Source organism: Pseudoalteromonas sp. MEBiC 03485 (genome assembly GCF_004195145.1).
Lineage (GTDB): Bacteria > Pseudomonadota > Gammaproteobacteria > Enterobacterales > Alteromonadaceae > Pseudoalteromonas > Pseudoalteromonas apostichopi.
In genome coordinates this window covers 417,297-437,067 of the sequence record NZ_SGBT01000002.1, presented here as the reverse complement: position 1 = coordinate 437,067, position 19,771 = coordinate 417,297, and the positions used below count along the sequence as shown (strand labels likewise).

Genomic DNA, 19,771 nt, shown 5'->3' with positions numbered 1-19,771 from the left:
TCAGGTAAAATTGCTTCTATTGTCTATAATAACTCTATTTAGTTATTTAGGCTTGTATTGATGCTTGCTTCATTATTGCTCTCACTCACTGTGGCTCAGCCTTTTCAGTTAGGCACTAATCTGCCCCTTAATGCACCTCACAATGCAATAACTCATGTTGAATGTATTTTTAAGCAAATCAATGTGCCATTTAAGTTACAGAAGTTACCTTGGTTAAGAGCAAAAAGAGAAGTGCAGTTAAATCGACTTGATGGTTATTTTACTGCGAACCTGTTGTCAAAAATGCAGCAATATGGTGAGCTCTCAGCCCCTATGTTTCTAGAAAACTGGTACTGGTTTACCCATGCTGATTCGGCTTCGATAGCCGAACACGATCTTCGTTATGGAGTCGTAAGAGGCAGCCATCAGGCTGATTGGTATCAATTAACTAATCGGAAAATAGAAGTCGAAGTCAACACTACCCAAGAGCTTATCAAAGTATTCAAAAAGCAGCGGGTAGACAGAATACTGCTTGATTTAGAAGAGTTTGAATTCAACGCTGTGCAGTTACAAATAAAGCCAGATGAATATAAGCAAACATTCTACCGTTATGTGCCTTTGGGCTTATTTGCTGCAAATAAAACGCTTGAGGAGTTTCCTGAATTTTTAAATGCTTTTAACAGCCACATAAGTAGCTGTTCACAAAGCCCCTTTGTATTGTCAAAAATCGAAAAACAATCCTTAGTGAGAGCGCTTTTTGAACAAATAAAAGTATTAGCTAATGCAGAGCTGGTGCAACAAGCCGTAAAAAAAAGTAACAGGCAACTAATTTCGAGTGAAGAGTTAGAGCAGTTTGATAATCTGTGGGAACAGCAGGTTATTGATAATAAACCGATTATGGCCGAAAGCTACCTAAAGCTTGAAGGTTCACAATTCTTACAAGTGTGGCAAAGGCAGATGCAAGGCATCATTACTGAAATAATTGTCACAGATAAACAAGGTAAAAATGTCATTATTAGTGCAGTCACAACCGACTATTGGCAGGGTGATGAAGCTAAGTTTTTAAATATGTATCAGCAAGATGATGACTACTACATTGATACCTTGGAGTTTGATGAGTCGACTAAACATTTTCAAGTACAGTTCAGCGTGCCTATATTCGATGAAAAAAAACATCAGATAGGCGTACTGATTTTAGGCGTTGATGTTGAAAAAGCACTCTCTAAATAATGCTTCTTCTCTATTGATTGGATCTGGGCGCTTTGCGGATGACTTTTTTTTCGACTTCATCGAGTTTTATGACATAAGCATTCCCACCTATGCCTTTAAATTCTTCGTCAGTAAAGACAATGGTGTTGTCATCATAAAAGGTGATAGCTTCTTTTTGAGTTACGATACCTAAATCAATACGTGATACATCGGCTGAGAAAAACTTATCGCCTTGAAAGTTTTCAAATAACCAAATGCTGGTGGAATCAAGAAGAACCAATTTGCTCCGGTCTGGGCTGAGGGCCGCAGATGTGATCCAACATAGCTTTTCCATTGTGGTGCAAGTTTGAAACGAATCAATCAATTCAGCATCAAAATTAGCAGCATGATCACCAACTTTATAAACTTTCGTAATACCATCGAATGGTTCAGTACGATTTTTAGTAAATAGGTATAGGTGTCGGCCAAGCGCTACAAAGGCTTCTAAATCAAAGTTACGTTGATCAGGTTGAATAGGGCTGCCATCCATCTCTGGGTAAGTAAATTTGATTATCTCTGCTTCTGTGGTGTCGCTTTTGATGTCGATAGGATTTTCTATTTTATAAATGGTTAGCCATTTTCTGTCGTTTTTATTATTGCCAAAATCTCCTAAAAAGAAGTGACCAAATTTATTTTGCGTCATATCTTCCCAATCAATATTTTTAGCATTGGTTACCAAAATTTCTTTTGCAATTGAACCATCTTCATTAAGGCGGTAGAGTTTTGGCTGATCGCCACTGTCATTAATCGCCCAAAGCCGGTTAAATTTATCAAATTCAATCCCTGAAATTTCTCTCAGTTTCGGATCTACAGTTAAACGTTTTTTGCTGTACAGGGTGTAAATGGATGAAGCAATCAACAATCCGATGACGGTGACTGACAAGGTTAATACCGTAAGTAAGCTTTTTTTTAACATTAACAAGGGAGTGGCTTTGAATAATGTGTTCATTATAACTTACTAAAGCGGCTGCTGTATATTCCAAACCCCTGTCCCAGTGACAGACACAAAGTTAATGTTATCCTGCAAGACTTTATGGCCAACATTAACTGATGACTCAGGATGACTAACTAAGTAGCCTTGAACACAGTTAATGCCCATCGATTTAACTAACTCAAATTGAGCGAGTTCTTCAACCCCTTCGGCAACGATTTTCAAACCGAGTTTGCGGCCAAGCTCGCTAACCGAATGCATGATTTCATTATACTTAAGGTTATCGTTAGCTTGTGACACAAACAACTTATCGAGCTTGATCACATCTATAGGTAAGTCTGCAAGGGTACTTAAAGAGCTAAACCCTGTACCAAAATCATCAATTGCAATAGTGATCCCTTCCCCTCGAAGCTTTTCTAATGATTCTATAATCTTATTGCTTGCTTTGATTAAAGTTGATTCGGTAATTTCTAGCATTAGCGCTTTTGCTGGTAGCCCAGTTTTAGCAAGCTTTTCCATTACCCACTCATAAATGTCGTAATGCTTTAATTGGACGCCGGATAAATTAACCGAAATAGAAACTTTATTCATACCGGCATTGTACCAAGCTGACATTTGCCGACATGATTCAAGCATGATCCAATCGCCGAGTTCCAATATCAGGTTTGACTCTTCAGCAATAGGGATAAACTCATCTGGTGTAATGAAACCTTCAACTGGGTGCTCCCACCTAACGAGCGCTTCAAAGTAGTCAATAGCACAGTCATCTACGTGGACTATGGGTTGGAAAGATAGATGAAAACTATTACTGGAAATCGCAAGACGCATCTCTTCTAACAAGTAGTGGTAGCGGCGAATTTTTTTGCCCATTTCAGGTGAATACACCTTAAATATTCCGCGGCCGTCAGTTTTAGCCCGGTACATAGCCACATCTGCCATTTGTAATAATGCTTGTGGAGTAGCTGCACTATCGGGATAAACAGCAATGCCAATACTGGCACTAATTTTTATCAGCTTATTACCTAAGACAAAGTCGCGTTCAATTTCATGCAACACATTCTGTGCAACTTCTAATGCCTTTCCTTTATTATCTTTCAAGTTAATGAAGATAGAAAATTCATCACCTCCAAGTCGAGCTAGGTTTTGTTCTAATTGACTAATTGGTGAAATGTTACTTATTTTATGATGGCGTAAAACACTACTTAAACGAGATGCAACTTGAATTAAAACATCATCTCCAAAGCTATGACCAAAAGAGTCATTAACCTGTTTAAATCCATCTAAATCAATAAATAATAATGCGCAGCTAAACTTATTAACTTCCGCAATTCTTAGCTGTTTGGCAAGATGCTCTATATAAGCATGTCGATCAATAAGGTGGGTCAATTTATCTTGATAAATACTGACTTCAGTTTCGCGGGTGTAATTAGTGATATATGTACTTAGAGATTGAAAGTTATTTTGTAACTGTTCAAGTTGAGTACGTTTTGTATGATGAGAATTGATGGCAATATTTAGGCCACTGAGCAATTCTATAAATTGATTGTTAAGAAAATCAAGTCTTTGATTTTCTATTTTATTTTTGAATCTTAAACTTACTAGCCAACTTACAGCTAACGCTAATAACAGCAAGATGATTATGTTAATAGGTGCTAAAAGCGTAGCAAGTACAAGGTCTGAAGCACTCGTTGTAATTACAGAATCCGCTGTGACATTAATTACAATATAAGCGATGTCGTTGTTGTAAATTAAGTTCTGTCCACTTAAAACAAGATTATACCAAGGGGCAGCAACAACATTTACTTGCCCTTGTTCGAAGGTATGTATGTCTATGCCTTTAGGAGCATAAACTAAATCATTGACTTGTTTAGTCAAAAAGATATTAAAGCCGTATATAAAAGCTATTAGAGTTATAATACATATAGATAAAATTCGAAGAGTATTAGCCATAAATTACTACCGTTTTGGTGTTTTTGTTTTACTATAAAACCTCACCAGTTAATGAATTGAGTATATTGTTTGTGATTAAGATAGACAAAGTCTTTCTCATACTTTGGGGTTTGGATGAGTGCTTAATGTGAAAATTCATAGCGTTTAGTGTTATGTGTATACAACTTTAAGGTTGCATTAGGGTGATTTTCCTATAACTTTTATACTATTTTGTTTGTGTTGCTAAAACAATTTTTGTTATTAGTTTTTAAATCTGGTTACTAAAAGGTTTTAAATTTTTACATTTGTACCCAATATCGTGATGGTTGTTTTGTTTTTAAATTTTAAAGTTTATATATTTAATTATTTTATCCATAGGTTTTTAGTTTTATTTATTATCTATAGAGTTTCAGGTGGTGTTATTAATTTTGATAGAGGTGACTCTGTAAATATAGATTTCCGTGTCAGAATAAATTGCTATTACATTGCAGGTTTAGCAATGCGTACTATAATTTGATGAATGGCTTTCAGCTTTTAATTTACGCTTTTATACTTATTGTTTTTACACTTTTACTGAGATAATTTTTAAAAACGTTAATTGGACAATGTTGAAGTTAACGGTTGTTTTATAATTTTATTTTTTAATAATTTATGTGGTAGTAGCATAGTAAGTAGTTAAGAACTTAAACTTTATTTTTACTTATTTTGTTGGTTTATTTATAAAAACAGTGTGGCGTAAACAAGTTTTCATTTTTGGAAATAATTAGCTAATGTTTTTTGATGAGTGAAGTAGTGTCTCTTTTGGTGCTTTTACTCTAATTAATCACTTCAATTTTATTCACTTTACCCAACCTAAATTGTTATCTACTTTTTATAAGTTATGTAGAGAGCTGATAAAAATGACGCTGAAAATAAAGTATATTTTACCATCAACTTGGTTCAGTTATTGCTCGTAATAATATAGCAATATGATTGTTGTAATTTTGTATGTTTTACGCACTATTTTGGTGCAAAAAATAAACAGTTGCACTGTCATAATGCGTAAATATAGGTTTGATTTACTAACACGAACTTGATGTTTTTGTAAGCAAGATAGCAAAACCTGCAACGCACAGTTTCCGCTCAATGATTTATTAGTGCGGGACTGTGGCAAGGATTAATTTACCAATTGGTTGAATTGGAGCCCACTATGTTAAGTAAACGTTTTTTTAAAACTAAAGACGAAACCGAAGTTACCTTTGAATTCCAACACCCTGACGCTGATGATGTGCAATTAGTCGCAGAATTTACAGATTGGCAACCAGTGCCAATGAAGTTCAATAAAAAAGAACAAGTTTTCAAATACAAACAGCGTTTACCTTTAGATCAAGAATTTCATTTCCGCTACTTAATTAACGGCGAAACATGGGACAATGATCACCAAGCTGATGGTTATATTCCTAACGGTTTTGGTACTGATAACAGCATTGTTAAAACCCAGCGCGCTTAGGTGTTTTAATGCAGTCACTTTCGCAGTTATATTACCTGCATGGCATAGGCTATGAATACACTAAGTACACTGGCGAACATGTTATTTTCGATGAAAGTACACGTAGGCAGGCACTTAGTTGTTGTGGTATCGATACTCAAGATGAAGATGCAATTAAGCAACTTAATTTTGCATTAGATGCAGGTACTTGGCTGAATTTGTTGCCTCAAACAAGTATTGTTGAGGCACATCAGCCTATTTTGAAAGTACGCTTAGATGAACGTTTGTTATCACGATCATGCACATTAAGCGTTCCTTCGTTAAATATTTACTTTACCCGTGAAAACTTACAGGGTTTAGAGGTACTCGGAGATTATGGTTTAAATGGCATACGTTATCTCGAACTCGCTTTACCGGTTCCTGACATGCCGATTGGATATCATGATGCGCTAATTTCTGTTGCAGATCAGCAGTCTCACAGCCAACTTTGGGTAGTACCAAAAGAGTGTTTTTCTATTGATGATAAAAAGCGTTTAGGTTTATCTATTCAGCTTTATAGCTTATGTAATGAAGATGGTTTAGGTATTGGTGATTTTGCGGATTTAGAAAAGCTGATTCAAGAAGCAGCAGCACAAAATATGGATTATGTGCTACTTAATCCCTTGCATTTATTATTTGTGCATAGCCCAGAAAGAGCAAGCCCTTATAGCCCAAATTCCCGAGCTTTATTAAATCCTTTATATATTGCTGTATCGCAATGCGAGGACGCCAAAAATAATAAGGTACTTACTAAATTATTAGCAGATAAGCCGCAACCCAATTCGTCTTACATCGATTACACATCGGTCAGTGAATTCAAATATCAAGTATTTAGTTGTTTGTATCAGCATTTTTGCGAGTTTGCCTCACCAGATCGAAAAGAACAGTTCGCGATTTTTTGTGATACGCATAAGCGTAGCCTATCCACCATGCTGGTTGGCGATCGTGATTATGCAAGTTACTTACAATGGCAAGCGCATTCACAATTAAATATATGCCAACAAGCAGCCCGTGATAGTGGTATGGCTATTGGCCTAATCAATGATTTAGCTGTTGGGTGTGCAGGTGATGGTAGTGAGTTTAAAAGCCAAAACGAACTTTTTGCCGAAGGTGCGCATGTCGGCGCACCACCAGATCCTTGGGCTGAGCATGGCCAAAACTGGGGGCTACCAGCCCTTAATCCGCAAAAGTTAAGCAAGGACAACTTTGCATTCTATCGTTCGCTTATCCGAGCCAATATGGAAGACGTTGGCGGTCTGAGAATTGACCATGTAATGGCAATTCGTCGACTTTGGTGGTGCTTCAAAAATAATTCACAGCAAGATGGTTGTTATGTCTATTATCCATTTGAGCATTTATTAGCGGTGCTTAAAATTGAATCTCACCTTAATCAATGTGTGGTGATTGGTGAAGATTTAGGAGTTGTACCGAATGAAGTACGTGAAGCTCTAAAAGCGAGCGCAATATATTCTAATGGACTGTTTTATTTCGAAAAAGATTATCAAGGCGAGTTTTTAGCCGCTGAGCATTTTGCTCCTCAAAGCTTATTAATGATAGCAAACCATGACGTTCCACCTTTTAAAGGTTGGTGGATTGGCCATGATATTACCATTAAACAACAATATGGTTTGCTAGATGAAGGGCAAGCAAGGGCTCTGTTTGATGCGCGAAACCTTGAAAAGCAACGCATGCTAAACTTTATAGCGCGCGAATCAGAACAATATTTATCGTTAGATGCAGACGCTTTCTTGGTATATGAAGCTCTGGCATCGTCTTTAGCAGCAGCATCAGCAAGGCTATTTACTATTCAAATAGATGATTTAGACCAGCAAGTACTGCCTGTAAATATCCCCGGTACAGACAAAGAGTACCCAAATTGGCGGCGTTTATTATCGCGTCCAGCGGCGGAAATTATTAAAGCGCAACAGTCATTCTTAGCCAATTTAATCTCGATAAGGAATCAATAATGCGAAGTCGAGTTCGTCAAGAGCAAAATGCACAACCTATTATTTATCAAAAACAGATAGATGCATTAGTCAGTGGTTGTTTTAGAGACCCCTTCAGCTTTCTTGGGCCTCATAAAAGTGATGACTCAAGTTATGACATACGTTGTTTTTTGCCTGGTGCTAGTAGTGTTACGGTTTTACTTGGTACAGAAAAAATCGTTGCGCAGCAACAAGGTAATAGTCACTTATTTATTGCTAATATCAAGTCAAAAACAAAGCCTGACTACCAACTAGATGTCAGTTATAGCGATGAATTTAACCATCTACAACATGATGAGTACAGTTTTGATAGCACCTTAGATGAACAGGCTATGTATCTGTTTAATGAAGGTAGTTTAGAGTATGCGTATCAACATTTTGGTGCTCATTTTGTATCTCAACAAGGTGTCGATGGAGTACGCTTTACGGTATGGGCACCGAATGCTAGCAGTGTTTCTGTGATTGGTGAATTTAACTACTGGCAGCGTAATCGCCATTTTATGCGTTTTCACCCAGCTAGTGGTGTTTGGGAGTTGTTTATCCCAGATCTAAAAGAACATCAATGTTACAAGTTTGCCATCACAACATTGACAGGTGAAGTCCTTGAAAAAGCAGACCCGTTCGCGTTCAAAATGCAGCAAGCACCTGGCACAGCATCAGTCTTACAAAAGCTAAATACTGGGGTGGCGCTTTCTGAACAAGCGTTAGCTAATCGTGCAAAACGTAACAGTGTTAATGCGCCAGTCTGTATTTATGAAGTGCACGCGGGTTCTTGGCAAAGAAGAGATAACGGGGAGCGCTATTTAACATGGCGTGAGCTTGCCGATAACCTTATTCCGTACACTAAAGAGCTTGGTTTTACGCATTTGCAATTAATGCCTATCAGTGAGTATCCCTTTGATGGATCATGGGGTTATCAACCCGTTGGATTGTTTGCACCGACCAGCCGCTATGGCAGTTTTGAAGATTTTGTTTATTTTGTTGAACAGTGTCATGAAGCCGATATCGGTCTTATTCTTGACTGGGTACCCGGGCACTTTCCTAGCGATCCTCATGGTTTACATCGTTTTGACGGAACCCATTTATTCGAGCATGCTGATGTTAGACAAGGATTTCATCCAGATTGGAATACGTATATATACAATTATGACCGAGCAGAAGTTCGCAGCTTTTTAATTGCAAATGCAATGTATTGGTTAAATGAGTTTGGCATTGACGGCTTACGTGTTGATGCTGTTGCTTCAATGCTTTATCTGGATTATAGCCGTGAAGAAGGGCAGTGGATTGCAAACCAATTTGGTGGTCGAGAAAACCTAGGCGCCATTGAGTGTTTAAAACAAGTAAATATGCGCTGCTATGCAAAAAATCCAGGCATAATGATGGTGGCTGAAGAGTCGACAGCATGGCCAGGGGTTACACGCCAAGTTGATCATGATGGTTTAGGCTTTGGTTATAAATGGAACATGGGTTGGATGAATGACAGTTTGCATTATATGCAACGTGATTCGATATACCGTTCGCATCATCATCATGAAATGACTTTTTCAATGGTTTACGCTTACAGCGAAAACTATATTTTGCCGCTTAGTCACGATGAAGTCGTGCATGGTAAAGGCTCATTAATAGAAAAAATGCCAGGAGATGATTGGCAAAAGTTTGCAAACTTACGTGCATATTATGCGTTTATGTGGGCGCATCCGGGTAAAAAACTGTTATTTATGGGTGCAGAAATCGCCCAACGCAAAGAGTGGAATCACGATCAATCTCTTGACTGGCATTTGCTTGAGCATATGAGCCATCGTGGTATGCAGCAAACTATCAAAGAATTGAATGCCGTTTACACCAGCACCCCAGCCTTGTATGAGCAAGACACCAACCCTGCAGGGTTTGCATGGCTTGATAGCACTAATGCTGAGCAAAGTATGTTTAGCTTTATTCGCTATGCAAAAAAAGCGAAAGACTTTGTGGTGGTGATTTGTAACTTAACTCCACAGGTATATCACGATTATGTCATTGGCGTGCCAAAATCGGGCTCTTATCAAGTCGTTTTAAATACCGACAAAACTGACTATTTTGGTTCCGGTGTTGAAGTTACCAGTCACGCCGAACAAATCATTACAAGCCAAGCTATAGAAAGTCATGGTTTTAATCAAAGTATTAGTATCTCTTTGCCTGGTCTTGCAACTATTTACCTGAAGAAGGTGAGCGATGAGTCATAGTGTCGAACTCGAAGTCGGGGTGAGCTCTCCTTTAGGTGCGTCTGTTGTTGGCAATGGCGTTAATTTTGCTGTGTACGCCCCTCAAGCGCAACATATGTCGTTGTGCTTATTTGACAGTAGTGGTCATTCTGAGATTCTCACTCTCGCGATGCATATGAACGAAGGCGGGATATGGACGCTAAAAGTGAGTCCTCTGAAAAGTGGTGCTTTGTATGGCTTTCGGGCTGATGGTGAGTATGCACCTGAAAAAGGGCTATTTTTTAATAATCACAAACTGCTATTGGACCCTTACGCACGTGATATATATGGCGAATTTACTTGGAGTGAACGCCATTATGGGCAAATGCCTGTTGGGAAATTAAGCCAGGTTAACAACGCGATTGATATGCCTAAATCACGGGTACGGGAACTAACACCTTACGCTGGGAAAAAACCAAATCATTGCTGGGGCAAAACGGTTATTTATGAATGCCATGTGGTTGGTGCAACCTGTCGTCACCCAGAGATCCCAAAATCTTTGCAAGGTAAGTTTTTAGGTTTAAGCCATCCAAGTTTTATTGAGCACCTGCGCAAGATTGGTGTGACTTGCATAGAATTATTACCTGTCCATGCTTTTATAAGCGAGCAGTTTTTAACGGCGAAAGGCTTACAAAATTACTGGGGATACAACACGCTTAATTTCTTTACGCCGCATAAAGATTATCTAGTTAATGATGATATTTGTGAATTTCAAGAAATGGTGACGGCGCTACACAAAGCTGATATCGAAGTAATATTAGACGTGGTTTATAACCACACCGCTGAAGCAGGAACTGATGGGCCTATCTTGTCACTTCGCGGATTAGATAATCTCGGTTATTACCGTACAGTTGCAGAGAAACCAAAACATTACATTAATGATACAGGCTGCGGCAACACGGTAAATATTGATTCGCCTCGGACTTTACAACTTGTGCTTGATAGCTTGCGGTATTGGGTTGAAGTAATGGGAGTAGATGGTTTTCGTTTTGACTTAGCGACGATTTTAGCTCGTAACCCCAATGGCTTTAATCAAGCACATGCATTTTTTCAAGCTATCAATCAAGATCCTATACTTAGCCAAGTTAAACTCATTGCAGAGCCATGGGATATAGGTCCTGGCGGTTATCAATTAGGAGCTTTTCCCTCACCTTGGCGTGAATGGAATGATAAATATCGCGATACTATAAGGCGCTTTTGGAAACAAGAACAGGGTGTTATTGGTGAGCTAGCAAAACGTTTACATGGTTCGTTCGATTTGTTTGAACATAACTTACGTGGCCCTCTCAATAGTATCAACTTTATCACTAGTCATGATGGTTTCACGCTTGCTGATTTAGTCAGCTACGAAAATAAACATAATGAAGCTAATGGTGAGCAAAATCGGGATGGCCACAGTGACAATCACTCTTTTAATTGTGGTGCCGAAGGTTTTACCAATGACCCACAAGTAAGCAAATTACGCTTACAACAACAAAAAAATATGCTGCTAACTTTGTTACTTTCTAAAGGCGTACCTATGCTTTCTTTAGGAAGCGAAATGGCACACTCACAAGGTGGTAACAACAACGCTTATTGTCAAAACAATCGCACAAGCTGGCTTGCATGGAAAGACTCACAACTTAGTCACCCTTTAACCCGATTTATTGACGATGTACTGCGCATTCGTAAGCAGTTCAGTATTTTTAAACACCATTTTTTTGTTCACGATAATGACCCACGTTATGAGGTCGCATGGTTTACAGAATCAGGCACTAATATGCAACAAGATGATTGGCATCAAGGCGATCGTCAAGTGTTGATCTACAGCCTGACAGACAAGCACACAAATCAAGCTTTATTGATTATTTTAAATGCAGGATCAGAGCCGGTAAATTGCCAACTTCCTAGTTTAGAAAAAGGAAAGTGGCGATTAGCACTGACCAGTATTCACCCCATGTCAACACAGTTTGTTGATAAGGAACAACAGATTGCTGCTATGAGCAGCTGGGTTTTTACCGCCAATTCAGAGGATCTAAATCATGGCTAAAAATGCCGATCAAGTATGTGTTGTAAAGGGCTGGCAGGATGCGCCTATAGTTGATGAAAGTACCCTAGACGATGATTTATCACGCCATTTTTATTACACCTTAGGGCGTGACAAAGTCGGTAAATCACAACTGTATTTATACCATGCATTAGCCTTAACTATTAGAGACAGGCTTGTTGCCCGCTGTCGTGTTACTAAACAACAAATTCATGAGCAAAAGCGCCGTAAAACAGCTTACTTATCACTTGAGTTTTTAATGGGGCGTGCACTTGGTAATGCGATTTTAAACTTAGATCTAGACGAGCAAGTCGCTAAAGCATTACAAGAGTACTGTACAGAACTTGAGCAAGTTGCAGAAGCTGAGCATGATGCCGGTCTTGGTAATGGTGGCTTAGGGCGTTTAGCAGCATGTTTCTTAGATAGCTGTGCAAGCCTTGCATTGCCAGTGATTGGCTATGGTATCCGTTATGAATATGGGATGTTTAATCAAGCTATTGAAAATGGTCATCAGATTGAACAACCAGATAATTGGCTACGTGAAGGCCACCCTTGGGAGCTCAGTGCGCCTGAGCAATCAAAGCGTGTAAAATTTTTTGGTCATGTTGAAAGCTATACTGATAAATATGGCCGTGAGCACCGCCAATGGCTAGATTCTCACGATGTCTTAGCAGTGCCTTATGACGTACCAATTCCAGGATACAAGAACGATATTGTAAATACTCTACGTTTATGGAAATCAGAAGCTACTGATGAATTTGATTTGAGCGAATTCAACGCAGGTAGTTATTCAGAAGCGGTAGCTCGTAAAAACTTAGCCGAACAAATTACAATGGTACTTTACCCAAATGACAGTAGTGAGAACGGTAAGGAACTGCGTTTGCGTCAGCAATATTTCTTATCATCAGCGAGCTTACAAGACATCATTGATACTTGGGTTAGTAAACATGGCGAAGATTTTTCTGACTTTGCCGATTACCATGTTTTTCAATTAAACGATACACACCCAAGTATTGCTGTAGCTGAGCTTATGCATATTTTGGTTGATGAGTATGAGCTTGATTGGCAAGATGCTTGGTCTATCACTACTAAGACCATGGCTTATACTAATCACACTTTACTGCCTGAAGCATTAGAAAAGTGGTCAGTATCATTATTTGCCCGATTATTACCGCGTATCTTAGAAATTATCTATGAAATCAATGCGCGTTTCTTAGCTGAAGTTGCTTTAACTTGGCCTGGTGATGTTGAAAAACAACGTGCATTGTCACTGATCGAAGAAGGCCCAGAGCCACAAATTCGCATGGCGTATTTAGCGATTGTGGGTAGCTATTCGGTTAATGGTGTGGCTGCACTTCACACTGAGCTACTTAAAGCGGGCTTATTCAATGAGTTTTATCAGCTATGGCCAGAAAAATTCAACAACAAAACCAATGGTGTAACACCACGTCGCTGGTTAGCACATTGTAACCCTGAGTTGGCTAAACTGCTTAATCAACACATTGGTGATGAATGGGTTGCTGACTTTAGCAAAATTAGCCAGTTACGCCGTTTATATGACGATCCTAAATTCCATAAACAATGGCAAGCTGTAAAACACAGCAATAAGCAACGCCTTGTTGAGTTAGTGAAAAACCGCTGTGGTGTAGAGTTTGACGCCGAAATGATGTTTGACGTGCAAGTTAAACGTATTCACGAATATAAGCGTCAGCTATTAAACGTACTGCACGTTATTCACCTTTACGACCGTATTCGCCAGGGCGATACAGCAAACATTGTTCCTCGTTGTGTGCTATTGGGTGGTAAAGCTGCACCTGGTTACTACATGGCGAAGAAAATTATTAAATTAATTAATAACGTAGCAGAAGTAATCAACAAAGATCCGCTTGCTAAACCGTATTTAAGAGTTGCTTTTTTACCAAATTACAATGTAACAGCAATGGAAACCATTTGCCCAGCAACGGATTTATCTGAGCAAATCTCTACAGCAGGTAAAGAAGCATCTGGCACAGGTAATATGAAGTTCATGATGAACGGCGCTTTGACCATAGGTACGTTAGATGGTGCTAACATCGAAATTCGTGATGCTGTGGGTGCGGACAACTTCTTCTTATTTGGTGCACGTGCAGAGCAAATTGATGATATCAAAGCGCACTATAATCCAGAGCAGATTATTCACCAAACTGACAGTCTCTATAAGGTAATGCACTTACTTGAGAGCGGTCACTTCAACTTGTTTGAGCCTAATTTATTTGACGACATTATCGCGGCGATTAAGAGCCCGCACGATCCATGGTTAGTCGCTCATGATTTTGCCAGCTTTGTAGAAGCGCAAGAGCAAGTTGAACAAGCCTACTTAGACACTGCTCACTGGACCAAGATGAGTATTTTGAATACTGCAGCCAGTGGCATGTTTTCGAGCGATAGAACCATTAGTCAATACAGTGACGACATCTGGCATTTGGAGCCATTACTGGATACTAGTGCACAGCAAAACACACAGAAGAAAAGCAGCTAGCTTAAGACGGAGAGAGTTATGCCAAGTTATGCAAACCGATACATAAGTAGTTTAACCAGAGAAACGTATGCCCTCATCTTAGCAGGGGGACGAGGCTCACGTTTACATGAATTAACAGACTGGCGTGCTAAACCAGCAGTCTATTTTGGTGGTAAACACCGAATAATCGACTTTCCACTGTCGAACTGTATTAATTCAGGTATTCGTCGAGTTGGTATTGCTACTCAATATAAGTCGCACTCGTTAATTCGTCACGTAAACCGTGCATGGGGCCACTTTAAGAAAGAGCTGGGTGAATCTGTAGAGATTTTACCAGCATCTCAGCGATATGGTGACGAGTGGTATTGCGGCACAGCTGATGCGGTATTCCAAAATATGGATATCATCCGTCATGAACTACCTAAATATGTCATGATCCTCTCTGGTGACCACGTATATTGTATGGATTACGGCGGTTTGTTGGCAAAACACGTTGAGACAGGTGCTGATATGACGGTTTGTTGTATTGAAGTACCTTGCGAAGAAGCTGCAGATACATTTGGTGTAATGACGGTTGATGAAAGCAATCGTGTCCGTCGTTTTGATGAAAAGCCTGCTGAGCCAACGTCTGTACCAGGTAAGCCTGGGACCTGTTTAGCATCAATGGGTAACTATATTTTCAATACTGAGTTCTTATTTGAACAATTGAAAAAAGACGCAGAAACTGAAGGTTCTGGTCGTGATTTCGGTCACGATATTATCCCAGCTATCATCGAAGAGCATAACGTGTTTGCATATCCGTTTAGAGACTCTAACACAGATGGTCAGCCATACTGGCGCGATGTTGGTACGCTTGATTCATTCTGGGAAGCCAACATGGAGCTGGTAATGCCAGAGCCTCAGCTTGACCTTTATGATCCAAAATGGCCAATCTGGACTTATCAGGAGCAGTTACCGCCAGCGAAATTCATTTTTGATGATGATGACAGACGTGGTATGGCTGTTGATTCAACAGTATCGGGTGGCTGTATTATCTCTGGCTCTAAAGTTAAAAAGTCACTGCTGTTCTCGAATGTCTATGTTCACTCATTCTGTGAAATAGAAGAATCAGTGATTTTACCTGGTGCAAAAATACAGCGAAACTGCCGAATTAGGCGTGCTATTATTGACCGCAACTGTGAGATCCCAGCGGGCCTAGAAATTGGTTACGACCACAAGGCCGACAAAGAAAATGGCTTTAGAGTCTCGAAAAAAGGGATTGTGCTGGTAACTCGTGATATGTTGAATGAACTTGCAAAAAAGTTAAAACAACAAGAGCAAGATAATAAACGACTTGCTTAAGCAATCGCGCTAAATGAAAAAGGGAGGGCATGTCCCTCCTTTATTTATATTTGAATAATATCAATTTGCTTAATTAAGTATTATTGCTGATTGGTATAACAGTTTTATGGAGTACTGCAAAGCATGCATGTATTGATGGTAGCTGCAGAGAATGATGCATTACCGAATGCCAAAGTCGGTGGTGTAGCGGATGTTGTTAGAGATTGTCCTAAAGCTTTAGTAGAAAAAGGACTGAGTGTTGATGTAGTCATACCTGATTACGGCTTTAGTCATTTAGAGCGTCATCATATTGGTGAAGTGCATGTGCCATTTGCCGGACAAATGCAAAAGCTTGATGTGTGGAAACTAGCTAAAAGTGAAAAAGGTGTAACACAACTAGTTATATCTCACTGGGAATTTAGCCGTCATAACGGTGCTGTTTATTGTAATGATGAACCCGGCCGTCCGTTTGCTACGGATGCAAGTAAGTTTGCTCTTTTTAACGCCGCTGTATGTGAAGCTTTGCTACAAGGAATTATTCGCACACCGGATGTAGTTCATCTACATGACTGGCATAGTGCCTGTGTTGCTTTATTACTAAAAACAGACAGTCGCTACAGAAAACTAGCGCATTTATTCTTAGCCTACACAGTTCATAACCTTGCATTGCAAGGGATACGTCCTTTTAAAGGCGACAGCTCAAGCCTTGAAGCCTGGTTCCCAGGTTTAGGTTATAACGGCGAAAAATTATGCGATCCGCGTTACTTTGATTGCTTTAACCCAATGCGCACTGCAATTAACTTGGTTGATAAAGTACATCTTGTATCGCCAACTTATTGCCAAGAAGTACTGCGTCCAAGTGATGCTGAAAAAGGTTTTTTTGGAGGGGAGGGTCTTGAAGCTGACTTGCAAGCTGCCTATGAACAAGGCCGCGTAGTGGGCATTCTTAATGGCTGCGAATACCCTGGAATGAAGCTTGACGACATTAGTTTAGCGAGTCTTTATCAGCATGCTGAAAATGCATTATTTCAATGGATGGCAAAAAGCCCTGTATTAGATTCAAGCTATTACATAGCTCATCAAAGATTACTTAAATTTAAAACTCAGCCGTTTTCCGGGCCATTAGTAACAAGTGTTGGTCGTTTGACAGATCAAAAAGCACTGCTACTTCGTCAGCCTTATGATAAAGGGCTCGTGTTAGATGAGTTGTGTCAGCGCTTAAAACAGCATAACGGTTACATGATTATTTTAGGTTCTGGGGATGCTGAACTTGAGCAAATTATGACATCGGTTATGGCTCGTCAAGAAAACCTGCTATTTTTAAAAGGGTACGCACATTTTGTTGGTGAATACATGTACCATTTAGGTGATTTATTCCTAATGCCAAGTTCATTTGAACCTTGTGGTATTAGTCAAATGTTAGCTATGCGAGCAGGGCAGCCGTGTTTAGTCCATAGCGTGGGCGGTTTACGTGATACTGTCGACCATCTTGTCAGTGGTTTTAGTTTTCAAGGTGAGAGTTTAGCAGCACAAAGCTACGAACTTGTTACTAGTTTTAGCGATGCGCTTGAGCTTAAGAAATCACAACCAGATAAATGGTGTTCAATATGTGAACAGGCCAAAAATGCCCGTTTTACGTGGCAATCTGTGGCAGAAGGCTATTTATCAGGCTTATATCAATAAAAAATGCGTGATTCATGGTAATTAAGTGACTTTTTTGTCAATTTCAGCTATTAATTACTTAGTGTGAGATAAAATATAAAAAGTAGGTAAAGTGGCTGTATTTGTTGCTAGGCAAGCGGTCTTTAACCGTCGTCAACAAGTTGTCGCCTATGAGCTACTATTTAGAGATAGTTTACAAAATAGTTTTCCTGATGTGTCAGAGAGTACGGCAACGGCTCGACTTATTATGGAAAACCAGCTCAATTTAGGTACCCGTCATATTACGTCGGGCAAAAAAGCATTAATTAATATAGGTCCAGAGTCTTTGAAGCTGGACCTTTGCGCGTTTCTGCCAACTCAAGATGTGGTGATTGAGTTACTAGAAACCATGGAACCTACCGACGAAAATTACGAATATTGTCGTGAGTTGTTTCATAACAATTATAAGTTGGCATTGGACGATTTTGTCTATCAACCTGAATGGGATCGCTTTTTAAAACTTATTCGTCTTATCAAGTTTGATGTACAGCAAACTCCTTTTGAAGAAATTGCTCCTGTTGTTAACAAGCTTAAAGAACATAAAAAAATAAAGCTTTTAGCCGAAAAACTTGAAACAGCTGATGATTACGACAAAGCCTATAAAATGGGCTTTGACTTCTTCCAAGGTTATTTCTTTGCAAAACCCAAAATGATTCAGCATCGCGATATTGATTACAACTACGCACTCGTATTATCAATTTATGCTGAAGTAATGCGCCCAGATCCAAACATAAGCGAAATTGCTGGCTTGTTCTCGTTAGATACCGCACTTGCTTATAAATTGCTGCGTTTAATAAATAGCGGCGTGTTTCCTATCAAGAGTAAAATTGGCTCTTTAAAACAAGCGCTAGTTTATCTTGGCCATGAACGACTGAAAAAGTTTGTGAGCTTAATTATCACCGCCCACAGTGCCCAATCAAAACCAGCCGAGCTTACTCGGCTTTGTGTTGTCAGAGCACGCTTTTGCGAATTAATAGCTCAGCGTGTTGCTAAGCAGCAAACGGGTGAGGCTTTTTTAACGGGACTGTTTTCGTTACTTGATGCCATATTAGATCAGCCTATGGAAAAGCTATTGGATCGATTGCCGTTTCCTGACGAAATTCATGCTGCTTTAATGCAAGAAAAAAATATTTTGTATTACATACTTGAAACTGTCAAAGCTTACGAAACCGGCAGCTGGTGGGCGCTTGAGCAGGCCGTTGCCTATTTAAGTATTGAAAGTGCAGATCTTCCCAAAATATACGAAAATGCAGTAAATTGGAGCGATAGCTGCAGACAAAACTTATAAGGGATTTATGCGCAATATAAATATGGATGTTTTACGGGGTATTGCGGTACTCGGCTTGATGTTTATGAACATCTACAGCTTTGCTCTATTTGAGTACGACTATACCCCAAGTGCTGCGCCACCCTTTTCAGACTCACTCATTTACACCGTAAATACAGTTTTCATTGATGGGCGCTTTAGAAGTTTATTTTGCCTATTATTTGGTGCATCTTTAGTCATTCAATGGCAGCTTTGGCAAAACGTCGAGAAGCAACATAAACGGCTACAAGTTTTGGCTTGTATTGGCCTTGCTCATGGCTTTCTATTATGGGCTGGTGATATATTGTTTATTTATGCCTGTGCAGGCTGGTTAACCCTTAAATTTAGCCAGCAAGATGAAGAAAAAATACTGCGTATGGGCATATTGTTCTTATTCCTTGGTGCTTTCATTTCATTTTTACTTGCCTTTGTAGAGCCGGAGTTTACCCCTGTAACGCGAAGCTCTGAGAGCTTTTTAATGGCGTATGATGCGGCTTATTCTTCTTACTTCGCAGGATTCGTCAGCAACTTTTTGATGTTTATTATAATGCTTATTGCTGTGCCACTGATCACTATGTGGATGGCTGCAGGGTTAATGCTGGTGGGCGTTTATCTATATAAACAAGGGGTATTTGTTGACGGCTTAACGAAAGCTCAGCTTAACATGATTGTTCCAGCGGCTATTGGTTTAACAGTTGTAAGGTTGATGATAGACCCTAGCAGCAGTGTATTTATGTACGCGATTGTGGAACCGATTAATTGGCTTGCTGCTTTAGCCGTGGCCATTTGTTATTGCCACATCATTATAAAAGTAGTTAAAAATACACCTAGTAACTGCTTGTTGCTACAGCAGGCAGGGCGTATGTCGTTGACGTTATATCTAATGCAAACAGTCGTATTTATCCTGTTTTTTAAAGTCGCATACCCTACCGCAGCACTTAATTTTGATCGCATAGATTATTGGTTGGTAATTGCTGTTGTGCTTGTTTTTCAGTTGTTTTTTTGTAAAGTGTATAGCCAGTATTTTACACATGGTCCGTGTGAATTTATTTGGCGGAAATTGTCTAGATAATTCCTCATATACTACAATCAAAGAAAAACAAAG

Annotated in this window: 12 protein-coding genes; 10 read left to right on the top strand and 2 right to left on the bottom strand. The window is 39.4% G+C overall.

Annotated features, from left to right (window positions below; genetic code table 11):
- The first annotated feature begins 60 nt into the window (after positions 1 to 60).
- Positions 61 to 1,209 (top strand): cellulose-binding family II protein, encoded by a 1,149-nt coding sequence (locus tag EVU92_RS18790; RefSeq protein WP_130052686.1) that lies wholly within the window; start codon positions 61 to 63, stop codon positions 1,207 to 1,209.
- A gap of 10 nt (positions 1,210 to 1,219) precedes the next feature.
- Here the strand turns inward: EVU92_RS18790 and EVU92_RS18785 are convergent, their stop codons facing one another.
- The gene (locus EVU92_RS18785) at positions 1,220 to 2,143 is read right to left on the bottom strand and encodes a hypothetical protein (RefSeq protein ID WP_130053026.1); all 924 of its coding nucleotides are present in this window, start codon (positions 2,141 to 2,143) and stop codon (positions 1,220 to 1,222) included.
- A gap of 42 nt (positions 2,144 to 2,185) precedes the next feature.
- Positions 2,186 to 4,108: an EAL domain-containing protein gene (locus EVU92_RS18780; RefSeq protein WP_130052685.1), complete on the bottom strand. Its 1,923-nt coding sequence runs from the start codon at positions 4,106 to 4,108 to the stop codon at positions 2,186 to 2,188.
- A gap of 1,168 nt (positions 4,109 to 5,276) precedes the next feature.
- Here EVU92_RS18780 and EVU92_RS18775 point away from each other — a divergent pair.
- The 9 genes from EVU92_RS18775 to EVU92_RS18735 all read left to right on the top strand — a co-directional run bounded on the left by EVU92_RS18775 (position 5,277) and on the right by EVU92_RS18735 (position 19,738).
- Entirely contained in the window at positions 5,277 to 5,576 is a 300-nt protein-coding gene (locus EVU92_RS18775) for an isoamylase early set domain-containing protein (protein ID WP_130052684.1), read from the top strand.
- A gap of 8 nt (positions 5,577 to 5,584) precedes the next feature.
- Positions 5,585 to 7,561 carry a 4-alpha-glucanotransferase gene (malQ, locus tag EVU92_RS18770; RefSeq protein ID WP_130052683.1) on the top strand — a complete coding sequence of 659 codons (1,977 nt, stop codon included), beginning with the start codon at positions 5,585 to 5,587 and terminating at the stop codon, positions 7,559 to 7,561.
- Positions 7,561 to 9,798: a 1,4-alpha-glucan branching protein GlgB gene (gene glgB / locus EVU92_RS18765; RefSeq protein ID WP_130052682.1), complete on the top strand. Its 2,238-nt coding sequence runs from the start codon at positions 7,561 to 7,563 to the stop codon at positions 9,796 to 9,798. Before malQ ends, glgB begins: the two co-directional genes overlap by 1 nt.
- A complete protein-coding gene (gene glgX / locus EVU92_RS18760; RefSeq protein WP_130052681.1) occupies positions 9,788 to 11,845 on the top strand; it encodes a glycogen debranching protein GlgX in 2,058 nt (685 codons plus the stop codon). The genes glgB and glgX overlap by 11 nt, the downstream gene beginning before the upstream one ends.
- Positions 11,838 to 14,360, top strand: a complete 2,523-nt coding sequence (locus EVU92_RS18755) for a glycogen/starch/alpha-glucan phosphorylase (RefSeq protein ID WP_130052680.1) — start codon at positions 11,838 to 11,840, stop codon at positions 14,358 to 14,360. Before glgX ends, EVU92_RS18755 begins: the two co-directional genes overlap by 8 nt.
- 18 nt (positions 14,361 to 14,378) lie before the next feature.
- Positions 14,379 to 15,680 carry a glucose-1-phosphate adenylyltransferase gene (gene glgC, locus EVU92_RS18750; protein WP_054562381.1) on the top strand — a complete coding sequence of 434 codons (1,302 nt, stop codon included), beginning with the start codon at positions 14,379 to 14,381 and terminating at the stop codon, positions 15,678 to 15,680.
- Positions 15,681 to 15,803: 123 nt separating this feature from the next.
- Positions 15,804 to 17,342: a glycogen/starch synthase gene (locus EVU92_RS18745; RefSeq protein ID WP_130052679.1), complete on the top strand. Its 1,539-nt coding sequence runs from the start codon at positions 15,804 to 15,806 to the stop codon at positions 17,340 to 17,342.
- A gap of 91 nt (positions 17,343 to 17,433) precedes the next feature.
- Positions 17,434 to 18,648: an HDOD domain-containing protein gene (locus tag EVU92_RS18740; protein ID WP_130052678.1), complete on the top strand. Its 1,215-nt coding sequence runs from the start codon at positions 17,434 to 17,436 to the stop codon at positions 18,646 to 18,648.
- Positions 18,649 to 18,655: 7 nt separating this feature from the next.
- Complete coding sequence (locus EVU92_RS18735; protein WP_130052677.1) at positions 18,656 to 19,738, top strand: DUF418 domain-containing protein; 1,083 nt, start codon at positions 18,656 to 18,658, stop codon at positions 19,736 to 19,738.
- The last annotated feature ends 33 nt before the right edge of the window (positions 19,739 to 19,771 follow it).

Bases quoted from the DNA above. Each gene is read 5' to 3' on its own strand.
- EVU92_RS18790 (WP_130052686.1), top strand. From the start codon at position 61: ATGCTTGCTTCATTATTGCTCTCACTCACTGTGGCTCAGCCTTTTCAG.
- EVU92_RS18785 (WP_130053026.1), bottom strand. From the start codon at position 2,143: ATGTTAAAAAAAAGCTTACTTACGGTATTAACCTTGTCAGTCACCGTC.
- EVU92_RS18780 (WP_130052685.1), bottom strand. From the start codon at position 4,108: ATGGCTAATACTCTTCGAATTTTATCTATATGTATTATAACTCTAATA.
- EVU92_RS18775 (WP_130052684.1), top strand. From the start codon at position 5,277: ATGTTAAGTAAACGTTTTTTTAAAACTAAAGACGAAACCGAAGTTACC.
- malQ (WP_130052683.1), top strand. From the start codon at position 5,585: ATGCAGTCACTTTCGCAGTTATATTACCTGCATGGCATAGGCTATGAA.
- glgB (WP_130052682.1), top strand. From the start codon at position 7,561: ATGCGAAGTCGAGTTCGTCAAGAGCAAAATGCACAACCTATTATTTAT.
- glgX (WP_130052681.1), top strand. From the start codon at position 9,788: ATGAGTCATAGTGTCGAACTCGAAGTCGGGGTGAGCTCTCCTTTAGGT.
- EVU92_RS18755 (WP_130052680.1), top strand. From the start codon at position 11,838: ATGGCTAAAAATGCCGATCAAGTATGTGTTGTAAAGGGCTGGCAGGAT.
- glgC (WP_054562381.1), top strand. From the start codon at position 14,379: ATGCCAAGTTATGCAAACCGATACATAAGTAGTTTAACCAGAGAAACG.
- EVU92_RS18745 (WP_130052679.1), top strand. From the start codon at position 15,804: ATGCATGTATTGATGGTAGCTGCAGAGAATGATGCATTACCGAATGCC.
- EVU92_RS18735 (WP_130052677.1), top strand. From the start codon at position 18,656: ATGCGCAATATAAATATGGATGTTTTACGGGGTATTGCGGTACTCGGC.